We start from the raw sequence: 21744 nt of genomic DNA on the forward strand, positions 1-21744 counted from the left end.
CAGCTGCCGAGCCTGCGAGGCTGCGTTCGACTGCGCAGCAGTCGCCGATCGGCGAACGCTATTTCACCGAAAGACCGCGTCGACGTATCTGACGACAGCTGCGCAGCCGAACGCAGCCTCGCAGGCTCGGCAGCTGCTACAAAAAGAACCGCGACAGCCGAGCTATTCGATGATTGTTACAAAATCTATCAAAAGTGTTTATCAAAACCCCACCTATATGAATGCCTCCCCCACGCCTAGAATCTGTCCCGCCAACACGGCAAACCCTGATTAACCAGGTTGCAGCCCCCACGAAGGCAGTTAATCAAAAAAACTCCATATCCAGTTCCACACGCAATCCCAAAAAGATTGCGTGACCCCATTCGACCTCAAAAAGGTAAATCTGAAATGAAAGCTCTATTAGTTCTGGCCCTCTCCAGCCTGTGCGCCACCGCCATGGCAGACGAGGTCCCGACTGATGTCGCCCAGCAACAACCGATCGTCGAGCAATACACTTACTCAAGTCACCCGGACATCGCCAAAGTTATCTCCATGAGCGATATCCCCAATGTGTGTGAAGTTGTGCCGGTGACAATGGAATACGACGACTCCAAAGGCCAACGCCATATCATGCGCTACACCGTCATGGGCAACGGCTGCTCCAACGGCTGATCAAGACTGCCCGCAATCGAGCCTTTTTAGCGCATTGCTGCAGGTCGATTCCAGCCCGGCTCCGGCCGGGCTCAGTTGTGTTGAGAAGCGCAAAAAGTCATTGCAAAACACAAGATGTAGTGAAAAACGGCATTTTTGGATGTTTTTTGAACAACATCTGTTCAGCGTCCAAATCAGCGAAAAAATTTTTGCATCAGCCAAAGCCCTGTATTACCTCGCTTTGCTCGAAAAACCCTCCCTCTCGGCCCCTCCATGAGCCGATTCGCCGCACCACGCCGGCAAAAACTTCCTTATAATGCCGCCTTAAACGGGCCTGCAATATTCCCTTACAGGGACGAAAAGCCAGTCTGAAGCCCCGCAGCCGCGTCCTTCGCAGCCTGCGCCATCAGTGGCTCTCGGAACCCCGTACAAAATTCTGTTTGATGCCTGCGTATAGCTGCTGAAAAACGACCTTTATCCAACGCGGCCAGACCGACCGTGTGAATAACCATCACATGGGCATCTGGCCCTCACGCAGGAGACGACACGTCATGCTGAGCTGGGACGAATTCGACAAAGAAGACAGCGCTGAAACCGTGGTCAAAGGCGCCAACGCCGGCCACGCGACTGAAGCCAACATGGACCGCCTCGACACCGCCGGTGGTGTTGCCGCCCAAGAAGCTCGCGCTGTCACCGCGTCTGACTCCGCCGCCATCGCTCGCGCCAAGGCTGCACTGGACAACCTCGACATCGCCGAAGGCCTCGCCGAACTCGAAGGCGCCTCCGCCCGTGTCGCCGTTGACGAAAAGCGCATGATCAACTGCCGCGCCGACCTCAACCAACTCGTGCCCTTCAAGTACGACTGGGCCTGGCAGAAATACCTGGACGGCTGCGCAAACCACTGGATGCCGCAAGAAGTCAACATGACCGCCGACATCGCCCTCTGGAAAGACCCGGAAGGCCTGACCGACGACGAGCGCCGCATCGTCATGCGCAACCTCGGCTTCTTCTCCACCGCCGACTCCCTGGTTGCCAACAACCTGGTGCTGGCTGTTTATCGCTTGATCACCAACCCGGAATGCCGCCAGTACATCCTGCGCCAAGCCTTCGAAGAAGCGATCCACACCCACGCCTACCAGTACTGCATCGAATCGTTGGCCATGGATGAAGGCGAGATCTTCAACATGTACCACGAGATCCCGTCGGTCGCGAAAAAAGCCACCTGGGGCCTCAAATACACCCGCTCGATCTCCGATCCGAAGTTCGAAACCGGCACCGTCGAAACCGACAAAGAGTTGCTGCGCAACCTGATCGCGTACTACTGCGTTCTGGAAGGCATCTTCTTCTACTGCGGCTTCACCCAGATCCTCTCCATGGGCCGCCGCAACAAAATGACCGGCGTCGCCGAGCAGTTCCAATACATCCTGCGCGACGAATCCATGCACCTGAACTTCGGCATCGACGTGATCAACCAGATCAAAATCGAAAACCCACACTTGTGGGACGCCGAGATGAAGGAAGAAGCGTCGCAGATGATTCTGCAGGGGACTCAGCTGGAGATTGAATACGCCCGGGATACTATGCCTCGTGGGGTGTTGGGGATGAATGCGGCGATGATGGAGGATTATCTGAAGTTTATTGCTAACCGTCGTCTTTCTCAGATCGGTCTTAAAGAAGAGTATCCGGGGACTACGAATCCGTTCCCTTGGATGAGCGAGATTATGGACTTGAAGAAAGAGAAGAATTTCTTTGAGACGCGGGTTATTGAGTATCAGACTGGTGGGGCGCTGAGCTGGGATTGATCCCTAGAGCCTCCTGGCATTTGACGATTGCCATCTGAGTCGTTGAATCGAAAAAGTGAAAGCCCCGATCTGATCGGGGCTTTTTTATGGACGGATGAATCTAATTTCAGCCTATGCCACGAGACCCGAAGGTTTGGGAGTGCTTCAGTGCTCGCAGCGTACGGCTGGTTAAGTTTTGGTAGGAACAACTGAAAGAAGCGTCGGTGTTGTCTGTAGGAATTTTCCTAGACAGTCGTAAAGGCCACTCAGTATCGTCCGAGGGTTTTCAACCTTCGGCGACTTTATGAGCGTAAATAAAAGAGATAGCGACTGGAGCATTTTTGAAATAAGGGCTGCGGTCGATGCCTATCTCAAAATGCTTGCGTTAGAGCTAAGCGGTGAGAGGTTCGTAAAGGCCGCGGAGAATCTTGCTCTGCGGGAAACGTCTTTACCCACGCGCACTAAAGGCTCTGTGGAGTTTCGGATGCAGAACATTTCGACGGTTTTGATGAAAATGGATCAGGCATTCATCACAGGCTACAAGCCAGCCAGAAATGTTGGCTCGAACGTCGAGCAGGCCATCCGGAAAGTGCTCAGTGAAAGAGGTGTTCAGCCTGGCGACCCAACCGCCCCGACAGCCGATGAAGAAATACTAGAGCGTCGCGCCGCAGCCCTCCAAAAACAAAAGATGGCAGAGCCGCCGAAGGGCATTAAGAGACCGAAACGAGCGTCCAGCTTACGCGCGGTTTACGTCCGTGATCCCGAAGTTCGAGCCTGGGTTCGAAACGAAGCCGGCGGTCATTGCGAAGGCTGTGGTGAGCCCGCTCCGTTTCAGAAACTTGATCTGCCGTTTCTCGAAGTTCACCACGTTAAGCCCCTTGCCGAACAGGGCTCGGATCAAATTAGCAACGCTGTAGCAATATGCCCGAACTGTCACCGGCGTTGCCATCACTCGAATGACAGACAGGAATTTACTCAGTTGCTTTATGAAAAAGTTAAGCGGTTGATTCCGGAATAGCCGGAAGATCAGCCGCTTGGGCCTCTCTACACCACAACCTCTACGTAGCTCGACTCCCCACCGCCCTCCGCTCCAAACGACCAACCCCATACAAACGCCAGCGTTGGACGCCCTGCCTGATCAACCGCCACCGTGCCACGGGACCAGCCGGAGAGAATCTCGCCCTCGATGGTGATGCAATGAAACAGAAGCTCGATGGTATCGGCGCCAGTCACGCGGCCAACTTGATGCCCCATGCGGATTCGACCACCTCGGTAAGTGCTCGAAATGGCATCGCCCTCAACCTGGTAATGGAATACGGTGCCCGTGCCGGAGAGCCCGTGGGTGTTGCCGGAAACAGCGAATTGGCGGTTGTTCAAGCGTTGAAAGACTTGAGAAAGCTAAGTTTGCATGGATATCGCGTCCTTGGTTTGGGATTCCATTTCTGTCTCCAAAGATCGTAAGCGATTTGTCGTGACCGATGAAGGCAGCTCTCGCAAGGTCTGCGATCAGCTTGTGGAATTGCGCGCTCAAATGGCCGATTCACGCGTTCGCGCAGCTTCTCGCGATTGAGAGCACCGGTCATGGAGTCCACTTGGTTATGGCACTCGTCGAGCATGAACTTGATGAAGGCGAAATGTTGCTTGAGGACAGTGGACCGCTTCCATCGTAGCTCCCTTCCGTAAGCAGGCCGCACGCATGGCTGCACATTTATTATCAGTTTTTTTCTGTCTGCAGCCGTTGAAACACAAGCGTTTTGGCTCGTAGAACACACGGAACACTACACATTTGTTTTCCGATTTTTTTGCAGACGATGTATTCAGTTGCGCCGTCTCCCAACAACTGAGAATGTTGATGCGCCGAGCTTCAATCGACAGTGGCTCCCTCTCAATCTGCCCGCTGTTGATAGCCCCTCCCCTTTTTAAGGACCGATGCCCACCATGAAATTCGACCTCGCCTACTGCCTCAGCCTCGACGACAAGCTGTCGATCTACGACGTACGCGATCTCAATTTCGACGAGACGATGGAGTTCGATTCCGCCAAGGAACACTTCCAATGTCCCAATGACGCTTGCAGATCCGCCTTCGAGGCCGCGAATGTGTTGACGACGTTCAACGCCAAAAACGTCAATTACGTTCGCACACCGCACTTCAAGAACACGCCCAGCACGCGGCATGTAACGAACTGCCCTTACGTCAGTTTCAAAACGCCGGCGTCCGGAGTGGACGCGGACGGCGCGGAAACGGATGACAGTCGCGAGGAACATTTTCCGTTGGAGTTGTTGCTGACCCGGCGTCAGTATGTGCGTAAGCCGTCCAGCCAAGCGGCCGCAGAGGATGCAGCTCGGAATTCCCCAAGAAACACTGCAACGAACAATGACGCCATGCATTCAGGCCCCGAAACGGCGCCGGACAAGACCACCGTTTTCGCCCACCCCGTGGAGTGCTTCGTTTCCAACTTCGAAGACAAAGACCTGCTCAAGCGCATGCCGCTGAAGATCGGCGAGCACACGGCGCCGTACTCGTCTTTCTTCAAGAAGATCGAATACCTGACGGACAACAAGGGGCTGATCTACTGGGGCAAGATCAAGGAGATCAAGGATTACACCCAGAGCTTCCGGATCGATTTCGAGCAGAAGATCTGGTTCAAGCAGGCGGATGAGGCGAAGAAGAAGCCTTACTCAGTGAACGTTTACTTGAGCAAGAAGTTGATCGAGAACTACCGCAAGCGCAAAGCGTTTCTGGAAGAAATAAAGCACGCCGTCGACAGCGACAAAGAGCTGTTCTGTTTTTTCTACGGCGTGACACCGCAGTTGCAGCAAGTGCCAAGCAAGAAGAACCCCGAGCAAACGTTCGGGGTGTTCAGTGCGAATATCGAGAATCTGGATCACTTCATTATTCGTGAAGCGCCCGGGTTATCGAGTACATAATCCAACGCTAGGGCAACTGTATCGCTACGCCCCCAGGATGTTGCTTGATCAGGCTATACGGTAAGACACCCCAGCTAACATTTCCGCAAACCGCCGCGACGTGAGGGAAGGCAGGATCCAATTTGATTCCCTGCTTCGTGAAATACCAGGATGGAAAACTCCAGCGATCCTCCTCGCCGTATTCGCAGTCGTTTTCCCCTTCGGCCGTATCAGTCATTTGCTCGGGATAGAGCGTGAGCAATTGCGCTACTAGCCAAGGCGCCAGCTCCTTAGTGCGGTACTCCGAATACGCATCGGATGACCCAGGCGAGGAAATATAGGCGTCGTAGTTTTCCTCGTAATGCAGCGGTTTTCCCTGTCCCACCCAGAGCACATCATCCAGTGTCAAAGATTTTCCTGTTTTGGTGTCGAGGTTGAGCGAGGCATTAATCTGATCCGGATAAGCCCCACCACAAAAATACTCGGTGGAGACACGGACACTCATGACGTTAGGCGTCATCCACAGAGGCTGACTGGTCTGTGAGTAGAAGGCATCAGCGTAATTGGCGAAGCACCCATAGTATCCAACGACCTCCTGCCACAAACGGCCCATCAATTGCTGATTAATGCGCTTACGCTCGTCCGCACTGTAGCCCGAAACCACTTCAAACAATTCGGCGTTGGATTGCGGCTCGCTCCACCATTGCAGCGTGTATCCCATGAAGGTCTCGGTCTTGCCTTGTGTGAGTTTCATACCTTTTAATCGCAAGTATTCGTATGGCGCCTTGTCGTGAAGTCTGACCAGATAGGGCAACGTGTCGGCGGGAACCGGGGGAAGTTTCGCCAGCTGCAATTCGACCTTTAAGATTTTGCCATCGGGGCTGGTCCACTTTCCGGACCAACCATCGGACTTGGGTTGTAAGCGAATGGTCGGAAAAGGTTTGTCCTGAGCATAACGCTGGTCCCCCTCCTCCAGTACAAGGGTTTCACCTTCCTTCGAGCCACTGAGCGCCAAGTCTTTGCGGTACTTCTGGTAAAAGTAACGCCCTTCACTTCCATCGGCGCTCACCTCCAGCACAATCGGCATTTTGGCCAGTGTGCCGGTGTAGACCTGTTTGCCGCTGTCGGCCCATAACATCGCAGAGAATGTTAAGCACACCAATAAGACAATACCAGCCAGAGAAGACAGTCCTTTAAACATCAAATCATCCTTGAATGCAGCGAGCATTAGCTCGCAGGGAAAGAGCCGCAGATTATGGCGAACCGCCGTCTGAGAATCGATAAAAAGCAAATGTATTAACGATCAGCCCAGCCACATGCCGACCATCACCACATCCAAAACAAATCCTCGCATGCAACTGATCTGGAATCCGCCCAATCCAGAGCGTAGGCAATTGATAGTCACTAGCGCCCCGGCTGAAACCGCAAACGCCAGCACATCCTCGCACCCAACAAGCAGGCGCCCAGATCAAACTCGGCCCGGCCATCACTATGTACGTCTGCGTGCCAGCCCACGCAACCGGCACCGGCACACTCGGCCATAGTTGTCGACTAACTCATGCTTAACCCGCAGCAGCGCAACGACACGCACGCACCGTCCGTCAGGATGATCTAAGCCGATCAGCAAAAATCAAAAAATCAATTTGATCCCGGCGCAAAACAACTGTACAAAATCACAGTACTTTTCGAATCAGCACTCTTGAGCCCGGAGAACACCATGGCCTCTTATGCGATGAAAATCACCCTGGAACGTATCGCCCTCTTCCAGTTCACCCCTGCTCACTGCGCCCAGGCCCGAGCAATGCTGGGTTGGAGCGTCGAGGAGCTCTCCCGGGATTCCGGCGTTTCGGTCGACGCGATTGAGCGATTCGAGGCCAGGCGTGACGTGCCGGATGCAGATCGGCTGGCGCTGGCGTATCGGTTCGAGTCTGAAGGACTGGTGTTCTTCCCGGGCTTTGCGCCGGGGCGTGGGATGAACATGAAAAGCGCAGCGGCAGAGGCAGTGGGACGGTCGGAATATGCGATGGGTGAGTGACGTACAGCGCCGGCCGCTTTTGTCCAAGCGGCCTGGATGCTGAACGTCAGGCGCGCTGTATTTCGCCTTGATCGCCCACGTCTTCCACCGCCATCCACCACGCACTACCCCGCTGCGGATGCATCAGGTTAAACGCCTCGCCCATTTGCGGCGTAGTAATCGACACACTGCGCTCCCAGGCCAGTGCCAGAATGCGGTCAAACGGTTCGTACCAGGCGTGCATCGACAAATCGAACGTGCCGTTGTGGATGGGCAATAACCAGCGACCTTTCAGGTCGATGTGCGCTTGCAAGGTTTGTTCGGGCTGCATGTGCACGTGCGGCCACTCCACGTTGTACGCGCCGGTTTCCATCAGCGTCAGGTCGAACGGGCCGTACTGTTCGCCGATGCGTTTGAAGCCGTCGAAGTAGCCGGTGTCGCCACTGAAGAAAATTCGCGTGGCGTCATCGAGAATCACCCAAGACGCCCACAGCGTGCTGTTGCCATCGAACAGGCCGCGACCGGAAAAGTGCTGCGATGGCGTGGCAACGAACTGGATGCCGGCAACCTCTGTGCCTTGCCACCAATCCAGTTGCCGCACTTTGCTGGCGTCGATGCCCCATTTGATCAATGTATCGCCAACGCCCAACGGGGTGAGGAAATACTGAGTCTTTTCGGCCAATGCCAGAACAGCCTGATAATCGAGATGATCATAGTGATCGTGAGACAGGATCACCGCCTCAATCGGCGGCAAGTCCTTCAGGCTGATCGGTGGCTGGTGAAAGCGCTTCGGTCCGGCCCACTGCACCGGCGAGGCGCGCTCGGCGAAGACCGGATCGGTGATGAAAAATTTGTCCCGTAGTTTCAGTAATACGGTGGAGTGGCCGAGACGATAAACGCTATGGTTTGGTGCGGCGATCAAGGCATCGCGGGTCAGGCGTTGCACCGGAACAGGTGCGCTCGGCCGAGTGCTTCGCGGTTTGTGAAAGATCATGTTCCACATTATCCGGAGCATTTTTCGAGCACCTTCGCGTTGTACCGGCGCATGGTTTTTGAATTGCCCTTCTACCTGACGAGAAGCTTCAGGCTCAGCGATGTTTTTGGCAGTGACCATGACTGAATGACTCCAGGAAACCGCAGGATGCCCGGTTTCAGCGGTAGGATGATAATTGGCCAAAGCACGCACGCATCAGCCCGAGACTCTAATGTTGGCTGCACAGCATTAACGAAACATTACACTGCACAGTGTAGTTTCAAGGTTGCATCAAAGCTGATCACAAGTAAACTGCCAAGTGTAATTCTCCACTTCTTTCTGCCGAAGCGTATTTATGACTGCCCCACAGCGCCTCACCGACCGTAAACGCGCAGCCATTATTCAAGCGGCGATCGCTGAATTCCGTGCCCACGGATTCGACGTCACCAGCATGGACAAGATTGCCGCTACTGCGGGCGCGTCGAAGCGCACGGTGTACAACCACTTCCCAAGCAAGGAAGAGTTGTTCTCCGAGATTCTCAACCAGCTATGGGCGCGGGTGACGGCAGAGCAGCAAATCAGCTACCGCGCAGACCTGCCGTTGCGTGACCAGATGCGCGTCATGCTGATGGCAAAAATGCAGATGATGGCAGATGACAATTTTCTCGATCTGGCACGGGTAGCCATCGCGGCAACCATCCATTCCCCGGAGCGTGCGCAGAATATGGTCGAGAGAATGGGCGAACGCGAAGAAGGCCTGACCGTGTGGCTTCGCGCCGCTCAGGCGGATGGGCGCTTGAAGCCGGCCGACCCCGCCTTCGCCGCGCAACAGGTTCACGGGATGCTCAAATCCTTCGCGTTCTGGCCACAGATTTCCATGGGGCTGCCTGCCCTCGCGCCCGAGATGCAAAGCACCGTCGTCGAGTCTGCGCTAGACATGCTCCTCGCCTGCTACCAACGCTGAACGCATTGCTGGCCGCGCCCACATCATCGAATGGCAAATCCTGCTCTCAATCACGGGCAATGAAACACGGCTGCTCGCCGAAAAAAACTTATACAAAGAGATCAAAAAAATACAAACCTTGTACAAGTATTTGTATTTTTGTATAAGTATTTCCCTGTCAGTCATGGACCGCTGACATTGAGCAGACAACACCGAAGGCTGCCTTGCCTTCGGTTAGCAGGCGCAGGAACAGGGACGACCCCGTGTTTTTCATCCTCCCGAGCATTGCAGCCATGCTATTTACTCGCCATAAATCCACCGTCGACGCCCTTCAGCAAAACCTGGACCGCCAAAATGCCCTGCTGGAAGCGATTGATCGCTCCATGGCAGTGATCGAATTCGATCTCGATGGCGTCGTGCTGCGCGCCAACGACAACTTTCTTCAGACCATGGGCTATCGGCGTGATCAAGTGCTGGGGCAACCTCATCGGCAGTTTTGCCCACCCGAGTACGCGCGCAGCCAGCAGTATTCGCAGCTGTGGGCGCGACTTAAGAGCGGCCAATTCGAGTCGGGGACGTATGAACGGGTGGGCGGCGACGGGCGAGCGATCTGGCTGGAAGCCAGTTACAACCCGATCATTAACGCGGCGGGCAACGTCGTGAAGGTGGTCAAATATGCAATGGACGTGACCGCCAGAGTGCAGCACGAAAGCGAATCCGCTGCCCGGTTGCAGGCGATCGACCGCGCCATGGCGGTGATCGAGTTCAACCTCGACGGCACTATCATCAGCGCTAATCAGAATTTTCTGACACGCATGGGTTACACCCTCACCGAACTCAAAGGTAAACATCATCGCCTGTTCTGTACGGCCGAGCTGATCAACAGCAGCGCGTATGAGGACTTCTGGCGCCGACTCAATCACGGTGAGTTTTTCCACGGCCAGTTCCAGCGCGTCGATAAGCGCGGGCAAAGCGTCTGGCTGGAGGCCAACTACAACCCCGTGTACGACGCTAGCGGGCGTTTGTGCAAAGTGGTCAAGTTCGCATCCGACGTGACGGCGCGGGTTGAGCAACATGACCGGGATGCCCGCAGTGCCAGCGAGGCGTATCACATCTCGGTAGAGACGCGCAAAATCGCCGAGCAAGGCACGCAGGTGATTCAGCAGGCGGCCAGTGAAATGCGCGAAATCTCCGCCAACATCGAACAGTCGTCGACGTTGATTGCGCAACTGGGCGAGCGCTCGGAGCAGATTACCGCCATCGTCAACACCATCCGCGGCATCGCCGACCAGACCAACCTGCTAGCGCTCAATGCGGCCATCGAAGCGGCGCGTGCCGGGGAACAAGGGCGGGGCTTCGCCGTGGTGGCCGACGAGGTGCGCCAGCTGGCCGCTCGCACCAGTGGCTCTACGGCGGAGATTTCCAGCATGATCGGGTTGATCCAGAGTGAAACCCGCCAGGCGATCAAGAGCATGGACGGCACTCGTGATCGGGCGGCAGAAGGTGTCGAACTGGCCAATCAGGCCGGTACGGTGATCCTGCAGATACGCGATGGTGCGAGCAACGCTGTGCAGGCGGTGAGCATGTTCGCCAACGAGCGTCTGCCAGGTTGAAGCGGGTAACGCCTCAACCTTGATTCAGCTACGCCGCTCGCGCGCAGGGCTATCGAGACGATCAGTCTCGCAGCCCTGCCACGAGCGTTGCGGTCAAGCTCAACTCTGCGCAAGACTGCGCAACGCCGAAATCTCCGGCATCTCCCGTCGAGTCATGTACACCCGCAACGGCTCGGTAATGTTGATCCGGTCATCAATATTCTGGTCCAGCAGCAACTGGACCCGCTCACGCTTGAGCGTCATTGCCTCACCCGGGCCTGCTGCCCAAACGAATTCGCTGGTCGCAATGATGCCGTCATCCGCAACGTCCATGCCGAATGAATCTTCGCTGAAACGCACAATGTAGTGACCGGTTTTGCGATTGAGGCCGACGAAGCCTTTGAGTTGGTCAGCGGCCTGGCAAATGAGTTGGGACGTGATGCGCATGATAAACCTCACAGAAAAGTGATCTTGGGTTTACACGCAAGTGATGGGGGCTTTCCCTCTGCTGGGGAAACTGCCAAGCCGAAGAGTACTGCAAAGCACCGCACAAAAGGACCGGAAAATTCTCTTTTGAAATGCTTAATGTCGGTCTGGCGATAGCGCTTGCCGCCATCAATTGTTAAAAGGGACGTCTTCGAAAATCTCTGCGAAAGGATCTCGACCATGCCTGTCACCTTCACCAAGAGCGCCCTGCTGCTGAGCATGCTGCTCGGCATCGGCCAGGCCCACGCCGCCAGTGAGCCGAGCCCGACCGCGCTGGCCACCCGTTCCGGCATACCGCACCCGGCGGTGATTGCTCATCGCGGCGCGTCTTTCGATGCTCCGGAATCCACTGCGCCCGCCTACAAACTGGCGCGTGACCTCGGCGCCGATTATCTCGAACTGGACCTGCAACGCAGCAAGGACGGCGTGCTGTTTGCGCTGCATGACGACAACCTGCAACGCACCACCGACGTCGCGAGCAAATTCCCCGAGCGCAAGGACAGCCCGGCTAACGCATTCACCATGGCCGAACTGAAAACCCTGGATGCCGGCAGCTGGTTCAACACGGCGTACCCGGATCGCGCGCGCCCTTCGTACGTGGGCCTGAAAGTCCTGACCCTCGATGAAATCATCGACATCGCTCAGGGCAACCCGCTGCACAAACCCGGCCTGTACATCGAAACCAAAGAAGCGAAGCAGTTTCCCGGGCTCGAACGCGACCTCAAGGAAAAGCTGCATGATCGCGGCTGGTTAAGCCCGACCGGTTCGAAACTGGCCAAGAGCGCCCTCGGCGTCGGCCAGGGCAAAGGCAAGGTCGTGCTGCAAACGTTCGAGAAAAGCAGCCTCGAATTACTGCAGAAAGAGATGCCGCAAGTGCCGAAAATCCTCCTGCTGTGGGTCGGCGAAGGCAGCATCGAGCCAAAGTCCAAGGTGAAGTTTGGCGAGTCCGGTGACAAGGACAAGGCAACTTACTACGCCAAACAGGAGCCGATAGATAAAGCCGAATTTCAGCGCTGGGTCGACTATGCCAAGGCCCAGGGCGCCATCGGCACCGGACCGTCTGCAGCGCTGACAAAGGGTGGCGATCAAAGTTATTCGGACCTGGTGAAACCGTGGATGAATCAATACACCCACGATCAGGGCCTGCTGGTGCACGTCTACACGGTTGACGATGCGGTGGATTATCAGAAAGTCATGAATGCCGGGGTCGATGGCATCTTTACCAACCGCGCGAGCGAGTTGCTCAAGTTCTATAAACGCCCGGCGGCGGCGAGTGTGGCGCAAGTGCTGACGAATAATGGGTATTGATTGAAACAGGGGTGACTGCATCGCGGGCAAGCCTTGCTCCCACAAGTACAAGATCATCGAATAGAAGGTTTTTGGGAATTAAGGATGGATTAAGTTGCCCCAGTTACTGTGGACTCACTTAAACAGCAACCCAAGGAATGAACCGATGAAAACATTAACTGCCCTCTTCACCGCTGCTGCCCTGACTCTCACTGCTGGCTTGGCGCAGGCTGATGTTCCAGTTGATCAAATCCCTCAGTTGGTCAAAGACAAAAAAGTCATGGCGCTGGAAGATCTGAACAAGATCGTGATGAAGCTGCACCCAGGCGCCACCATCACCGACAGCGACCTGGATAATCACTTCAACAACTATGAGTACGAAGTCGAACTCAAAGATCCCAAAGGCGTTGAGTGGGATGTGGATTTGAACGCCGCTACCGGCGAAGTCTTGAAAAACAAACAAGACGACTGATACATCACAAACCAGCCGCATGATCTTCGGATCATGCGGCTTTTTTGTGCCCGGCACTTTCAGTTGGTCACGCCATTAAGCGCTGAGGCGCGCCGTCACTTCGTTCAGTTGCCCGGACAAACCGTGCAGATTGTGGCTGGCCGCTTCGGTGCGTTGCACGTTGTCCAGGTTGGTGCTGGCGATGCTGGTGATTTCAGTGAGGTTGCGCGAGATGTCCTCGGCCACGGAGGTCTGCTCCTCGGCGGCCGTGGCGATCTGCCGGTTCATGTCGCGGATCGCTTCCACCGCATGGGTGATGCGCTCGAGCATGACCCCAGCCTGAGTCACTTGTTCAACACTTTCTTCGCTGCGCGACTGCCCGCTTTCGATGGCCTGCGCGGCGTCCACTGCACCGGTCTGCACGGTTTGAATGATCTGATTGATCTCGATGATCGACGCCGCCGTGCGTTGCGCGAGGCTGCGCACTTCATCCGCGACAACCGCAAAACCGCGCCCGGCCTCACCGGCCCGGGCGGCTTCGATAGCGGCGTTCAACGCCAGCAGATTGGTTTGCTCGGCGATGCCGCGGATCACTTCCAGCACCTTGCCGATACGCCCGCTGTCAGTTTCCAGACGACGAATCACCGTGGCGGTGTTAGCGATTTCACCGCGCATCTGCGTGATGGTGTGGATGGTGCCCTGCATGACCTTTTCGCCCTGCTGCGCTGACTGGTCAGCATCATCGGCAGCGCGTGCTGCGTCGGCGGCATGACGCGCGACTTCCTGCGCAGTGGCAGACATTTCGTTCATCGCCGTGGCCACCTGATCGGTGCGGCTGAATTGCTCGTTGGTGCCGCTGGCCATGAGCCCTGCAATCGATTTCAGTTCACCGCTGGCGCTGTCCAGATCCTTGGCACTGGCCTGCAAACGGCTGAAGGTCTCGGCGAGGAAATCACGCAGGGTGTTGGCGGCGATCGCCAGTTTGCCGAGTTCATCCTGACGGCTGCTGGCCACGCGCTCGGCGAACTTGCCCTGGCTGAGTTGCGCGACGTATTCGATCAGCCGACGAATCGGCTCGACCAGGTTGCGGTTGACCAGCCACAGGCTGAACAACCCGATCAACAGGCCCGAGACCAGCATGACGATAATCCCGAGAAACACCGTGCGATCGGCACTGGCGCTGATCAGCTTCGACTGCTCGCTGCCCTGCTGACGCAACTCGCTGACCAATGCGCTCATCTGCTCGCTGGTGGCGCGGTCCACACCCTTCACTGCCGTGTCACCCGCTGTCGGATCACCGCCCGCCTCGACGTAGGCGTCGCGGCCTTTCTGATAGGCCGCGCCTAACTGACGGTGTTCGTCACGCAAGCGTTCGATGCGGGTCTTCAGTTGCGCCTCGATGCCCTTCTGACCGGCCAGTTCGCCGAGGATGCCCTGCACATCGCGCTGGCGGTCTTCGAATTGTTTCCAGTATTTGTCCAGATCCGCCGGTTGCTTGCCGCGCAGCAAAACGTTTTTCCATTCCTGCACCTGCACCTTGAATTGCAGGTTGGCTTCATCGATCAGTTGCGAGGTGCGCAGCGGCCCCTGGATCAGGTTGGCATAGCTCTGCACGCCTTGGGAAAGGAAATGAAAGCAGGCCAGCGCGATCAACAGTATCGCTAACAGACTGCCACTCAACAGGGCGAGAATTTGCGCTCTCAACGACTTTTGCAAAAACATGGACGGTACTCATGACAGAAGTGAGGCACGCCTGAAAAAGGCGTGAGAAATGTCAGAACGTCCCTGTCTTCAACGCCGGCAACCAGGGCCGACGCCGCGCAACTTAACCTAAGCGGAATCGGCGTGCCAGAGCGGTTCTTGAGGCAAATCCGACCGTCGGTAGCAGTGTCAGAACAGTTATTGTTTTGTCACAAAAACGTCATGCGCAATTGCGATCATGCGGCTCACGTGAACCTGAAATATCCGGCAAAACCGCTGACAAGCGCGCCTGCCTTTTGCGAGAACCCATGAACCACAGCATCGACCAAAGTCATCGCGACCCGGACCTCTTCGGTCTGCTGTACGGTTTTCGTTTTCGTCCTGGCGAGCGTGGTCGCGAGATCGATTCGGCGCAGGCGTTGCAGTGCCTGCAGCAAACAGACGACAGCGATGAATTTCTCTGGCTGCATCTAAACCTTGCCCACGCCGCGTGCGAGCGCTGGATGAAAAATTATCTGCAATTGCCTGAAGAATTTTTCGAAGCGTTGCACGAGGGCTCGCGTTCAACGCGCATCGAGCACGTTGATTCCGCGCTGCTGGCGGTGGTCAACGATGTGGTGTTCAACCTCAGCAGCATGATCTCTTCGGACGTGTCGACGCTGTGGGTCTGTGCACGCAGTCGGCTGATCGTCAGCGCGCGTCTGCAGCCGCTGCACTCGGTGGACAAGTTGCGTTCATCGGTGAAGGCCGGTGAGCGCTTTCGCTCGCCGCTGGAGTTGCTCGTGCATTTGCTGCGCGATCAGGGTGAGGTGCTGACGCAGATCGTGCGCAAAACCAGCCTCAGCGTTGATCAGATCGAGGATCAATTGTTGTCCTCGCGCCTGTCGACCAATCGCGCCGAACTGGGCGCCAATCGCCGGGTGCTGGTGCGCCTGCAACGCCTGCTGGCGCTGGAGCCGGGCTCGTTGCTGCGCCTGCTCAATCGCCCGCCGCAGTGGTTGCAGAAGGAGGACGTGAAAGAGCTGCGCAAATCCACCGAAGAGTTTGCGCTGATCATCAACGACCTCACCGCGCTGGGTGAGCGCATCAAATTGTTGCAGGAGGAAATCGCTGCCAATCTCAACGAACAGAGCAACCGCACGCTGTTCACTCTCACCGTGGTCACGGTACTGGCGCTGCCGATCAACATCATTGCCGGTTTTTTTGGCATGAACGTGGGTGGTGTACCGCTGGCAGGGGATGCGCATGGCTTCTGGATTCTGGTCGCGCTGGTGGCGACGTTCACCCTGGTTGGCGGGCGTTGGGCGTTTCGCAAGCGGCAGGATTACTGAGATCAAAAAATTCTAACCACCGAATAACCTGTGGGAGCGAGCTTGCTCGCGATGCGGTGCAACAAGTGAAGATGCGATAACTGACACACCGCTTCGCGAGCAGGCTCGCTCCTACAGGGTTTTGCGTGCCGGTTCGCCTCAGCCCAACGCCTTGATCCGTGCCTCGATAAACCGTCGTTCCGGTATTTGCTGGGTCAGTTCCAGCGCTCTTTCATAGGCTGCCCGCGCCTCGTCGTTACGCCCCAACTGCCGGCAGAAATCAGCCCGCGCGGAATGCGCCAAGTGATAATCGAGCAACTCTCCGCGCGCCAGAATCCCTTCAATCAACGTCAGCCCCGCCAATGGCCCATCCCGCCGGGATATGGCCGCGGCGCGATTCAGCTCGATCACCGGCGACGGCACCGCGCGCAGCAAAACGTCATACAGACCGACGATCTGCACCCAGTCCGTCTCCCCCGCCGCTGGCGCTTCCGCATGCACCGCCGCGATCGCCGCTTGCAGGCAATAAGGCCCGAAGCGCCCCCGGCTCAGCGCCCGTTCCACCAGCGCGCAGCCTTCAGCGATCATCCCGGCATCCCACAGCGAACGGTCCTGCTCATCCAGCACCACCAGCTCTCCGCTGGCAGACGTCCGGGCCGGTCGCCGCGATTCGTGCAGCAGCATCAGCGCCAACAGCCCCATCACCTCCGGCTCCGGCAACAACTCCATCAGCAAACGGCCCAGACGAATCGCCTCACGAGTCAAATCCTCGCGGGTCAACTCTGTGCCGACAGAGGCCGAATAGCCTTCGTTGAACACCAGATAAATCACCCGCAAAACACTGTCGAGGCGTTCGGGCAATTCCGCCAGAGTGGGCACCTGGTAGGGGATTTTCGCGTCGCGGATTTTCGCCTTGGCGCGCACGATGCGCTGGGCAATTGCGCTGGGCGCGGAGAGGAAGGCCCGGGCAATTTCTTCTGTGGTCAGGTCGCACACTTCGCGCAACGTCAGCGGCACTTGCGCATCCGCCGCGAGTGCCGGGTGACAGCAGGTGAAGATCAGGCGCAGGCGATCGTCTTCCACGTCCTCGTCACTCCAGTCGGCCTGCTCCAGCGCCTCGAGTTGCGCGATCAACAGCGGCCGCGATGCCGCAAAACGGGCGCGCCGCCGCAGCACATCGATCGCCTTGAACCGCCCCGTGGAGACCAGCCACGCCCGCGGGTTGTCCGGTACGCCATCGCGCTGCCAACGCTCGACCGCGATAAAAAAGGCCTCGTGCAAGGCCTCTTCAGCAAGGTCGAAATCACCGAGCAAACGGATCAACGTCGCCAGAATCCGCCGCGATTCTTCCCGATAAATCTGCTCGACCCGAGCGGAGACCAATGCGCCGGTCATCAGTCCGGCATGCCTTGGGTCACCAGGGTTTCCAGTCGATCCAGGCTTTGCCCCCAGCCGTCGTGAAAGCCCATGGCTTCGTGGGCCTGCCGATCCTGTTCCGACCAGTGCATGGCGCGGGCGGTGTACAGCGTCTGGCCGCCCTGTTCCTGCAGCGTCACTTCGGCCGCCATGAACGGTTTGCCCGACGGTATCCACCCGGGAACAAAGGCATCGGTGAACACCAGTCGCTCAGGCGCAACGATCTCAAGAAAAACGCCCATGGTCGGGTACTCGGCGCCATCGGGTGCACGCATCAGCGTACGAAACTGGCCGCCAACCCATAGGTCCATTTCGCACTCGGGCGTGGTCATGCCATGAGGCCCCCACCATTGCGCGAGCAACGCCGGCTCGGTCCAGGCGCGGAAGAGTCGCCTGCGCGGTGCGTCGATCAGACGACTGATGGATAACTCGAATGTCGCGGGTGTGAGTGACACGGGTGGCGGGCTCATGGGGAACTCCTGTGTTTTGCTTGTTATTCAGGGATTCAACTGGCGAACGGGTCGCACCTCTACACTGCCGACTCGCGCCGCCGGAATATTGCCGGCGACCTGAAGGGCCTCGTTGAGGTCTTTGGCATCGATCAGGTAGAAGCCGGCCAACTGCTCCTTGGTTTCGGCGAACGGCCCGTCGGTGATCGACATTTTGCCGTTGCGCATGCGCACAGTAGTTGCAGTCTGCACGGACTCCAGCGCCTCGGCGGCGAGCATGCGGCCGCTGCCCTGAATCGATTCGGCGTAGGCCATGCACTCGGCGTCCTTGGGGCTTTCAGGCAGCGCATGCAAATCCTGCTCATTGCTGTAGACCAGGCATAAATACTTCATGTGACCCTCCGCGATCCAACTGATCAACTATGGCTCAGATCGGCGATTTGGCGCCGCTTCCCGATAAACGATCACGGTTGCAGGTCGAACAGCGCTGTGCCGCTCATCATGTCGAACGGCGCCGACCAGTGCTCGTGGACGATGCGCCACTGCCCGGCGTCGCGCCGATAGCACGCAGTCACGCGCATCCAGCAGGCCTGGGTTTCGCCCTGCTCATTGGTGCCGCCGCAATGCGCCAGCCAGTGGGCGAAGGCGATGTGTTCGTCGACGACGATGTTGACTTGGTCGAAGTCAATCTTGTGCGCGCCCTGGCACATTTCCATGCATTCGAGCCAGTGCGCGCGGTAGGCCGCCTTGCCGCGAAATTGCAGCGCCTTGACCGCGTCGTAGGAAACGATGTCGTCGCCATATAGGGTCATCAGCTGCTCGACATCCTTGGCGATCACGGCCTGCCGGTAGGTGTCGATCAAATTTTCGATTTCGTGGGTAGCGTTCATGGAAGGTTCTCCGTTGTTTTTGTATGAAGACACCCTTAGTCGTCTGGCGAGGAGCCGGATCGACAATCAAATTAACAATAATCCATGGACGCAAACTCGTTAGAATCCGAGGCTCATTCATGTAGGAAAAAGGACTATGCGGTGAAGGCCAGACTCCAGCCTTACGAAAGCCTGAATGCGCTGCAGCGCCAGCAAGTCGAGGCTATTGAAGTTCATAAGGCACAACTCAAATTCAGCGGCGATATTCACGGTGCGTTGCACAGCTTGTTGTCCAGGCCAGGTCCTGGGGTAAAAGGGTTTGCCTTGTTGGTCGAGGATATTCCGGTCGCTTTTTTGCTGCTTAAACGTCCGCCCGCCCTGCCCGCCTGGGCCGATGAGCACAGCGCGACCCTGCATGCGTTACAAGTTGATCAGCGCGCTCAGGGCAAAGGGTATGGCAAAGCCTGTCTGCAGGCATTACCCGAGCAGGCGCGTCAGACGTTTCCGGAAATCAGCGCACTGGAATTGTCGGTGGATGCCGATAACGAAGCGGCCATTGCGCTGTATGCAAGCTTCGGCTGGGTGGATCGCGGCGAAGCTTACAAGGGCAGGATTGGCTATGAGCGGCGCATGAGCCTGACGCTTTGACGGGTTATTTCGCTGTCTGCGGCTAACCTGCACTCACACAAACGACACAAAATTCCTACAAAATACCGGGGCCGCGCCCTGTCATCGGGGGGGACGTGCGTATATAAAAGCATCCTTGTGCGCGTCAGGGAGACCGCATCAGTCGGACGCAAGCTTCGTCAGCTGCTACATCAAGCGCGAATTAATCGTTCAGGCGCTTGAGCTTTCCTCCAGCATTTTGCAGTTTGTTTCATTTGCGCAGGCTCGGGCTCAGGCGCAGCATGTCCAGGCCCGTGTCGACCCACCGTTCGGCGTCGATGTGCAATTGAAAACTGTCTGGGGCCAGCAGCCACTGATAGAGCATACCGTCGATGTACGCGTGCAGGCTAATGGCCGCGCGGGTCGTGTCGAGATTTTCTGGCAACTGGCCGCGATTCACCGCATTGGTGAGGGCCAGAGCGATGCGTACATTGCAATCGAGACTGACCGTCTGTCGCTGCTGGCGCAGATCGCACATTTCATCGGTGAACTCGCACTTATGGAACAAAATTTCATTGATGCGCCGGGTCTTCGGGTCCAGAGCAACTTGTTGAAACAAATGAATCAGCAGATTGCGCATGCACCCCAGCGGGTCGAGTTCATCTTCGCTCTCACTGGCTTTGGCCATTTCATCCAGCGGCTCATGCAACGTATCGAGCATGGCCTGCACCAGGTCGGCCTTGTTGCTGAAATGCCAGTAGATGGCACCGCGCGTCACGCCAGCGAGGGTGGCGATATCCGCCAGCGTCGTGCGCGCCACACCTCGCTCGAAGAAGGCTTTCTCTGCCGCTTCGAGTATCTGGCTACGTGTTTCCTGGGCTTCCTCTTTGGTACGACGGACCATGGCAGTACAACCTCAATCAGGGTGCTTCAGTGATGTCTGAATATCAGCTGAATAAAAGTGGAGCGAGCGCTCTTGGGCGTTGTCCCCGGCCTACAATTCGAACCTTTGCACGGCTTTTGTAACGAGAAGGATACGCAGCAAAGGTATTTACAAACAACCATGAACGTAAGTATATTCCTTAGCAAGCTACTTATCCACTCAGCGCACATTTTTCACCCTTTCACATTTCGAGTGCGCACACAGCGCGCCTGACCCGAGGATTTTCATGCAATTCAAGCCAGCTGTTACCGCTTTGGTTACTGCCGTCGCCCTGGCATCGCTGCTCAGCGGATGTAAAAAGGAAGAAGCGGCGCCTGCCGCACCGCCTCCTCAGGTCGGCGTTGTTACCCTGCAACCTCAAGCCTTCACCCTGACATCCGAACTTCCGGGCCGCACCAGCGCGTTCCGCATCGCCGAAGTTCGCCCACAGGTCAACGGCATCATTCTCAAGCGTCTGTTCAAGGAAGGCGGCGACGTCAAGGCCGGCCAGCAGCTGTATCAGATCGATCCGGCCGTGTATGAAGCCACGCTGAAAAGCGCCCAGGCCAACTTCCAGCAGACCAAGTCGATCTCTGATCGCTACAAGCAACTGGTCGATGAGCAGGCAGTGAGCCGTCAGGAATACGACACCGCACTGGCCAACCGCATGCAATCGGAAGCCAGCCTGCAGAGCGCGCAGATCAACGTGCGTTACACCAAGGTTTATGCGCCTATCTCCGGGCGCATCGGTCGTTCTTCGTTCACCGAAGGCGCCCTGGTGACCAACGGACAGACCGACGCCATGGCGGTCATTCAGCAGCTCGACCCGATTTACGTCGACGTGACCCAATCGTCGGTGGAACTGCTGGAGCTGCGCCGCGAGCTGGAAAGCGGTCGTCTGCAAAAGGCTGGCGACACCGCCGCCGCGGTCAAGCTGACCCTCGAAGACGGCAGCGAATACAAACAAGTGGGCAAACTCGAATTCTCCGAAGTGTCGGTGGATCAGACCACGGGCTCGGTGACCCTGCGCGCCGTGTTCCCTAACCCGGATCACACCTTGCTGCCAGGCATGTTTGTGCATGCGCAATTGCAGGCCGGCGTGAACGCGGCAGCTATTCTGGCGCCGCAACAGGGCGTGACCCGCGATCTCAAAGGCGCCCCGACCGCACTGGTCGTCGGCCCGGACAACAAGGTCGAACTGCGTCAGCTCAAGGCCAGCCGCACGGTTGGCAGCCAGTGGTTGATCGAAGACGGCTTGAAGGCCGGCGATCGACTGATCACTGAAGGGCTGCAATACGTCAAACCAGGAGCGGAAGTGAAAGCCACTGAAGCGACCAACGTCGGCACCAAGAACCCGGCCCCCGCACAGGCAGCTGACAAGGCTTCCAGCGGCAAAGGGGAGTAAAC

The 21744-nt window shown here is 57.1% G+C and carries 23 protein-coding genes; 12 read left to right on the plus strand and 11 right to left on the minus strand.

Annotation, left to right across the window (positions count from 1 at the left end; genetic code table 11):
• The first annotated feature begins 387 nt into the window (after positions 1–387).
• From DU29_RS0115150 to DU29_RS0115165, 3 genes are all read left to right on the plus strand, one after another.
• On the plus strand, positions 388–651 hold the full coding sequence (locus DU29_RS0115150; protein WP_028622415.1) for a DUF2790 domain-containing protein: 264 nt from the start codon (positions 388–390) through the stop codon (positions 649–651).
• A 530-nt stretch (positions 652–1181) separates the two neighbouring features.
• Positions 1182–2432, plus strand: a complete 1251-nt coding sequence (locus tag DU29_RS0115160) for a ribonucleotide-diphosphate reductase subunit beta (protein WP_028622416.1) — start codon at positions 1182–1184, stop codon at positions 2430–2432.
• Positions 2433–2715: 283 nt separating this feature from the next.
• The gene (locus DU29_RS0115165; protein WP_028622417.1) at positions 2716–3429 is read left to right on the plus strand and encodes an HNH endonuclease; all 714 of its coding nucleotides are present in this window, start codon (positions 2716–2718) and stop codon (positions 3427–3429) included.
• Between the two features lie 26 nt (positions 3430–3455).
• Here the strand turns inward: DU29_RS0115165 and DU29_RS1000000131555 are convergent, their stop codons facing one another.
• Complete coding sequence (locus tag DU29_RS1000000131555; RefSeq protein ID WP_152635549.1) at positions 3456–3788, minus strand: hypothetical protein; 333 nt, start codon at positions 3786–3788, stop codon at positions 3456–3458.
• A 561-nt stretch (positions 3789–4349) separates the two neighbouring features.
• Here DU29_RS1000000131555 and DU29_RS0115180 point away from each other — a divergent pair.
• Positions 4350–5339: a hypothetical protein gene (locus DU29_RS0115180; RefSeq protein WP_028622420.1), complete on the plus strand. Its 990-nt coding sequence runs from the start codon at positions 4350–4352 to the stop codon at positions 5337–5339.
• Positions 5340–5346: 7 nt separating this feature from the next.
• Here the strand turns inward: DU29_RS0115180 and DU29_RS0115185 are convergent, their stop codons facing one another.
• Positions 5347–6519 carry a hypothetical protein gene (locus DU29_RS0115185; RefSeq protein WP_028622421.1) on the minus strand — a complete coding sequence of 391 codons (1173 nt, stop codon included), beginning with the start codon at positions 6517–6519 and terminating at the stop codon, positions 5347–5349.
• Positions 6520–7035: 516 nt separating this feature from the next.
• Between DU29_RS0115185 and DU29_RS0115190 the strand changes: the two genes are divergently transcribed.
• Positions 7036–7353, plus strand: coding sequence for a helix-turn-helix domain-containing protein (locus tag DU29_RS0115190; protein ID WP_028622422.1), 318 nt, complete (start codon positions 7036–7038; stop codon positions 7351–7353).
• A 46-nt stretch (positions 7354–7399) separates the two neighbouring features.
• Here the strand turns inward: DU29_RS0115190 and DU29_RS0115195 are convergent, their stop codons facing one another.
• Positions 7400–8446 (minus strand): MBL fold metallo-hydrolase, encoded by a 1047-nt coding sequence (locus DU29_RS0115195; RefSeq protein WP_028622423.1) that lies wholly within the window; start codon positions 8444–8446, stop codon positions 7400–7402.
• 214 nt (positions 8447–8660) lie between these two features.
• Between DU29_RS0115195 and DU29_RS0115200 the strand changes: the two genes are divergently transcribed.
• Together DU29_RS0115200 and DU29_RS0115205 are read left to right on the plus strand one after the other, a co-directional pair.
• Entirely contained in the window at positions 8661–9269 is a 609-nt protein-coding gene (locus DU29_RS0115200; RefSeq protein ID WP_028622424.1) for a TetR/AcrR family transcriptional regulator, read from the plus strand.
• Between the two features lie 272 nt (positions 9270–9541).
• Complete coding sequence (locus DU29_RS0115205; RefSeq protein WP_028622425.1) at positions 9542–10861, plus strand: methyl-accepting chemotaxis protein; 1320 nt, start codon at positions 9542–9544, stop codon at positions 10859–10861.
• Between the two features lie 99 nt (positions 10862–10960).
• Here the strand turns inward: DU29_RS0115205 and DU29_RS0115210 are convergent, their stop codons facing one another.
• Both DU29_RS0115210 and DU29_RS0115215 read right to left on the minus strand, forming a co-directional pair.
• The gene (locus DU29_RS0115210; RefSeq protein ID WP_028622426.1) at positions 10961–11287 is read right to left on the minus strand and encodes a DUF2025 family protein; all 327 of its coding nucleotides are present in this window, start codon (positions 11285–11287) and stop codon (positions 10961–10963) included.
• Between the two features lie 8 nt (positions 11288–11295).
• On the minus strand, positions 11296–11508 hold the full coding sequence (locus DU29_RS0115215; protein WP_028622427.1) for a hypothetical protein: 213 nt from the start codon (positions 11506–11508) through the stop codon (positions 11296–11298).
• On the opposite strand from DU29_RS0115215, the gene DU29_RS0115220 reads away from it, so the two are divergent.
• Both DU29_RS0115220 and DU29_RS0115225 read left to right on the plus strand, forming a co-directional pair.
• Complete coding sequence (locus tag DU29_RS0115220; RefSeq protein WP_028622428.1) at positions 11507–12634, plus strand: glycerophosphodiester phosphodiesterase; 1128 nt, start codon at positions 11507–11509, stop codon at positions 12632–12634. The two genes, DU29_RS0115215 and DU29_RS0115220, sit on opposite strands and share 2 nt — an antisense overlap.
• 145 nt (positions 12635–12779) lie before the next feature.
• Positions 12780–13085, plus strand: a complete 306-nt coding sequence (locus DU29_RS0115225; protein ID WP_028622429.1) for a PepSY domain-containing protein — start codon at positions 12780–12782, stop codon at positions 13083–13085.
• 75 nt (positions 13086–13160) lie between these two features.
• Here the strand turns inward: DU29_RS0115225 and DU29_RS0115230 are convergent, their stop codons facing one another.
• A complete protein-coding gene (locus tag DU29_RS0115230) occupies positions 13161–14786 on the minus strand; it encodes a methyl-accepting chemotaxis protein (RefSeq protein WP_028622430.1) in 1626 nt (541 codons plus the stop codon).
• Positions 14787–15073: 287 nt separating this feature from the next.
• Between DU29_RS0115230 and DU29_RS0115235 the strand changes: the two genes are divergently transcribed.
• Positions 15074–16096, plus strand: a complete 1023-nt coding sequence (locus DU29_RS0115235) for a transporter (protein ID WP_028622431.1) — start codon at positions 15074–15076, stop codon at positions 16094–16096.
• A 138-nt stretch (positions 16097–16234) separates the two neighbouring features.
• Here the strand turns inward: DU29_RS0115235 and DU29_RS0115240 are convergent, their stop codons facing one another.
• The 4 genes from DU29_RS0115240 to DU29_RS0115255 all read right to left on the minus strand — a co-directional run bounded on the left by DU29_RS0115240 (position 16235) and on the right by DU29_RS0115255 (position 18830).
• A complete protein-coding gene (locus DU29_RS0115240; RefSeq protein WP_028622432.1) occupies positions 16235–17470 on the minus strand; it encodes an RNA polymerase sigma factor in 1236 nt (411 codons plus the stop codon).
• Entirely contained in the window at positions 17470–17961 is a 492-nt protein-coding gene (locus tag DU29_RS0115245; RefSeq protein WP_028622433.1) for an SRPBCC family protein, read from the minus strand. Before DU29_RS0115245 ends, DU29_RS0115240 begins: the two co-directional genes overlap by 1 nt.
• Positions 17962–17988: 27 nt before the next feature.
• Positions 17989–18333 carry a YciI family protein gene (locus tag DU29_RS0115250; RefSeq protein ID WP_028622434.1) on the minus strand — a complete coding sequence of 115 codons (345 nt, stop codon included), beginning with the start codon at positions 18331–18333 and terminating at the stop codon, positions 17989–17991.
• A 71-nt stretch (positions 18334–18404) separates the two neighbouring features.
• On the minus strand, positions 18405–18830 hold the full coding sequence (locus tag DU29_RS0115255; RefSeq protein WP_028622435.1) for a YybH family protein: 426 nt from the start codon (positions 18828–18830) through the stop codon (positions 18405–18407).
• A gap of 141 nt (positions 18831–18971) precedes the next feature.
• On the opposite strand from DU29_RS0115255, the gene DU29_RS0115260 reads away from it, so the two are divergent.
• Positions 18972–19457: a GNAT family N-acetyltransferase gene (locus DU29_RS0115260; protein WP_028622436.1), complete on the plus strand. Its 486-nt coding sequence runs from the start codon at positions 18972–18974 to the stop codon at positions 19455–19457.
• 229 nt (positions 19458–19686) lie between these two features.
• On the opposite strand, the gene emhR is transcribed toward DU29_RS0115260, so the two are convergent.
• On the minus strand, positions 19687–20319 hold the full coding sequence (emhR, locus tag DU29_RS0115265; protein WP_028622437.1) for an efflux system transcriptional repressor EmhR: 633 nt from the start codon (positions 20317–20319) through the stop codon (positions 19687–19689).
• A 265-nt stretch (positions 20320–20584) separates the two neighbouring features.
• On the opposite strand from emhR, the gene DU29_RS0115270 reads away from it, so the two are divergent.
• Positions 20585–21742, plus strand: a complete 1158-nt coding sequence (locus tag DU29_RS0115270; RefSeq protein ID WP_028622438.1) for an efflux RND transporter periplasmic adaptor subunit — start codon at positions 20585–20587, stop codon at positions 21740–21742.
• Positions 21743–21744 lie beyond the last annotated feature (2 nt).

Source organism: Pseudomonas sp. Ant30-3, assembly GCF_000690905.1.
Lineage (GTDB): Bacteria > Pseudomonadota > Gammaproteobacteria > Pseudomonadales > Pseudomonadaceae > Aquipseudomonas.

Excerpts from the sequence above, each read along its gene's own strand:
- DU29_RS0115215 (WP_028622427.1), bottom strand. The coding sequence starts at position 11,508 with ATGGTCGAGATCCTTTCGCAGAGATTTTCGAAGACGTCCCTTTTAACA.
- DU29_RS0115235 (WP_028622431.1), top strand. The coding sequence starts at position 15,074 with ATGAACCACAGCATCGACCAAAGTCATCGCGACCCGGACCTCTTCGGT.
- DU29_RS0115190 (WP_028622422.1), top strand. The coding sequence starts at position 7,036 with ATGGCCTCTTATGCGATGAAAATCACCCTGGAACGTATCGCCCTCTTC.
- DU29_RS0115165 (WP_028622417.1), top strand. The coding sequence starts at position 2,716 with ATGAGCGTAAATAAAAGAGATAGCGACTGGAGCATTTTTGAAATAAGG.
- DU29_RS0115150 (WP_028622415.1), top strand. The coding sequence starts at position 388 with ATGAAAGCTCTATTAGTTCTGGCCCTCTCCAGCCTGTGCGCCACCGCC.
- DU29_RS0115180 (WP_028622420.1), top strand. The coding sequence starts at position 4,350 with ATGAAATTCGACCTCGCCTACTGCCTCAGCCTCGACGACAAGCTGTCG.
- DU29_RS0115200 (WP_028622424.1), top strand. The coding sequence starts at position 8,661 with ATGACTGCCCCACAGCGCCTCACCGACCGTAAACGCGCAGCCATTATT.
- DU29_RS0115195 (WP_028622423.1), bottom strand. The coding sequence starts at position 8,446 with ATGGTCACTGCCAAAAACATCGCTGAGCCTGAAGCTTCTCGTCAGGTA.
- DU29_RS0115160 (WP_028622416.1), top strand. The coding sequence starts at position 1,182 with ATGCTGAGCTGGGACGAATTCGACAAAGAAGACAGCGCTGAAACCGTG.
- DU29_RS0115270 (WP_028622438.1), top strand. The coding sequence starts at position 20,585 with ATGCAATTCAAGCCAGCTGTTACCGCTTTGGTTACTGCCGTCGCCCTG.
- DU29_RS0115220 (WP_028622428.1), top strand. The coding sequence starts at position 11,507 with ATGCCTGTCACCTTCACCAAGAGCGCCCTGCTGCTGAGCATGCTGCTC.
- DU29_RS0115230 (WP_028622430.1), bottom strand. The coding sequence starts at position 14,786 with ATGTTTTTGCAAAAGTCGTTGAGAGCGCAAATTCTCGCCCTGTTGAGT.
- DU29_RS0115225 (WP_028622429.1), top strand. The coding sequence starts at position 12,780 with ATGAAAACATTAACTGCCCTCTTCACCGCTGCTGCCCTGACTCTCACT.
- DU29_RS0115205 (WP_028622425.1), top strand. The coding sequence starts at position 9,542 with ATGCTATTTACTCGCCATAAATCCACCGTCGACGCCCTTCAGCAAAAC.
- DU29_RS0115245 (WP_028622433.1), bottom strand. The coding sequence starts at position 17,961 with ATGAGCCCGCCACCCGTGTCACTCACACCCGCGACATTCGAGTTATCC.
- DU29_RS0115185 (WP_028622421.1), bottom strand. The coding sequence starts at position 6,519 with ATGTTTAAAGGACTGTCTTCTCTGGCTGGTATTGTCTTATTGGTGTGC.
- DU29_RS0115240 (WP_028622432.1), bottom strand. The coding sequence starts at position 17,470 with ATGACCGGCGCATTGGTCTCCGCTCGGGTCGAGCAGATTTATCGGGAA.
- DU29_RS0115250 (WP_028622434.1), bottom strand. The coding sequence starts at position 18,333 with ATGAAGTATTTATGCCTGGTCTACAGCAATGAGCAGGATTTGCATGCG.
- emhR (WP_028622437.1), bottom strand. The coding sequence starts at position 20,319 with ATGGTCCGTCGTACCAAAGAGGAAGCCCAGGAAACACGTAGCCAGATA.
- DU29_RS0115255 (WP_028622435.1), bottom strand. The coding sequence starts at position 18,830 with ATGAACGCTACCCACGAAATCGAAAATTTGATCGACACCTACCGGCAG.
- DU29_RS0115210 (WP_028622426.1), bottom strand. The coding sequence starts at position 11,287 with ATGCGCATCACGTCCCAACTCATTTGCCAGGCCGCTGACCAACTCAAA.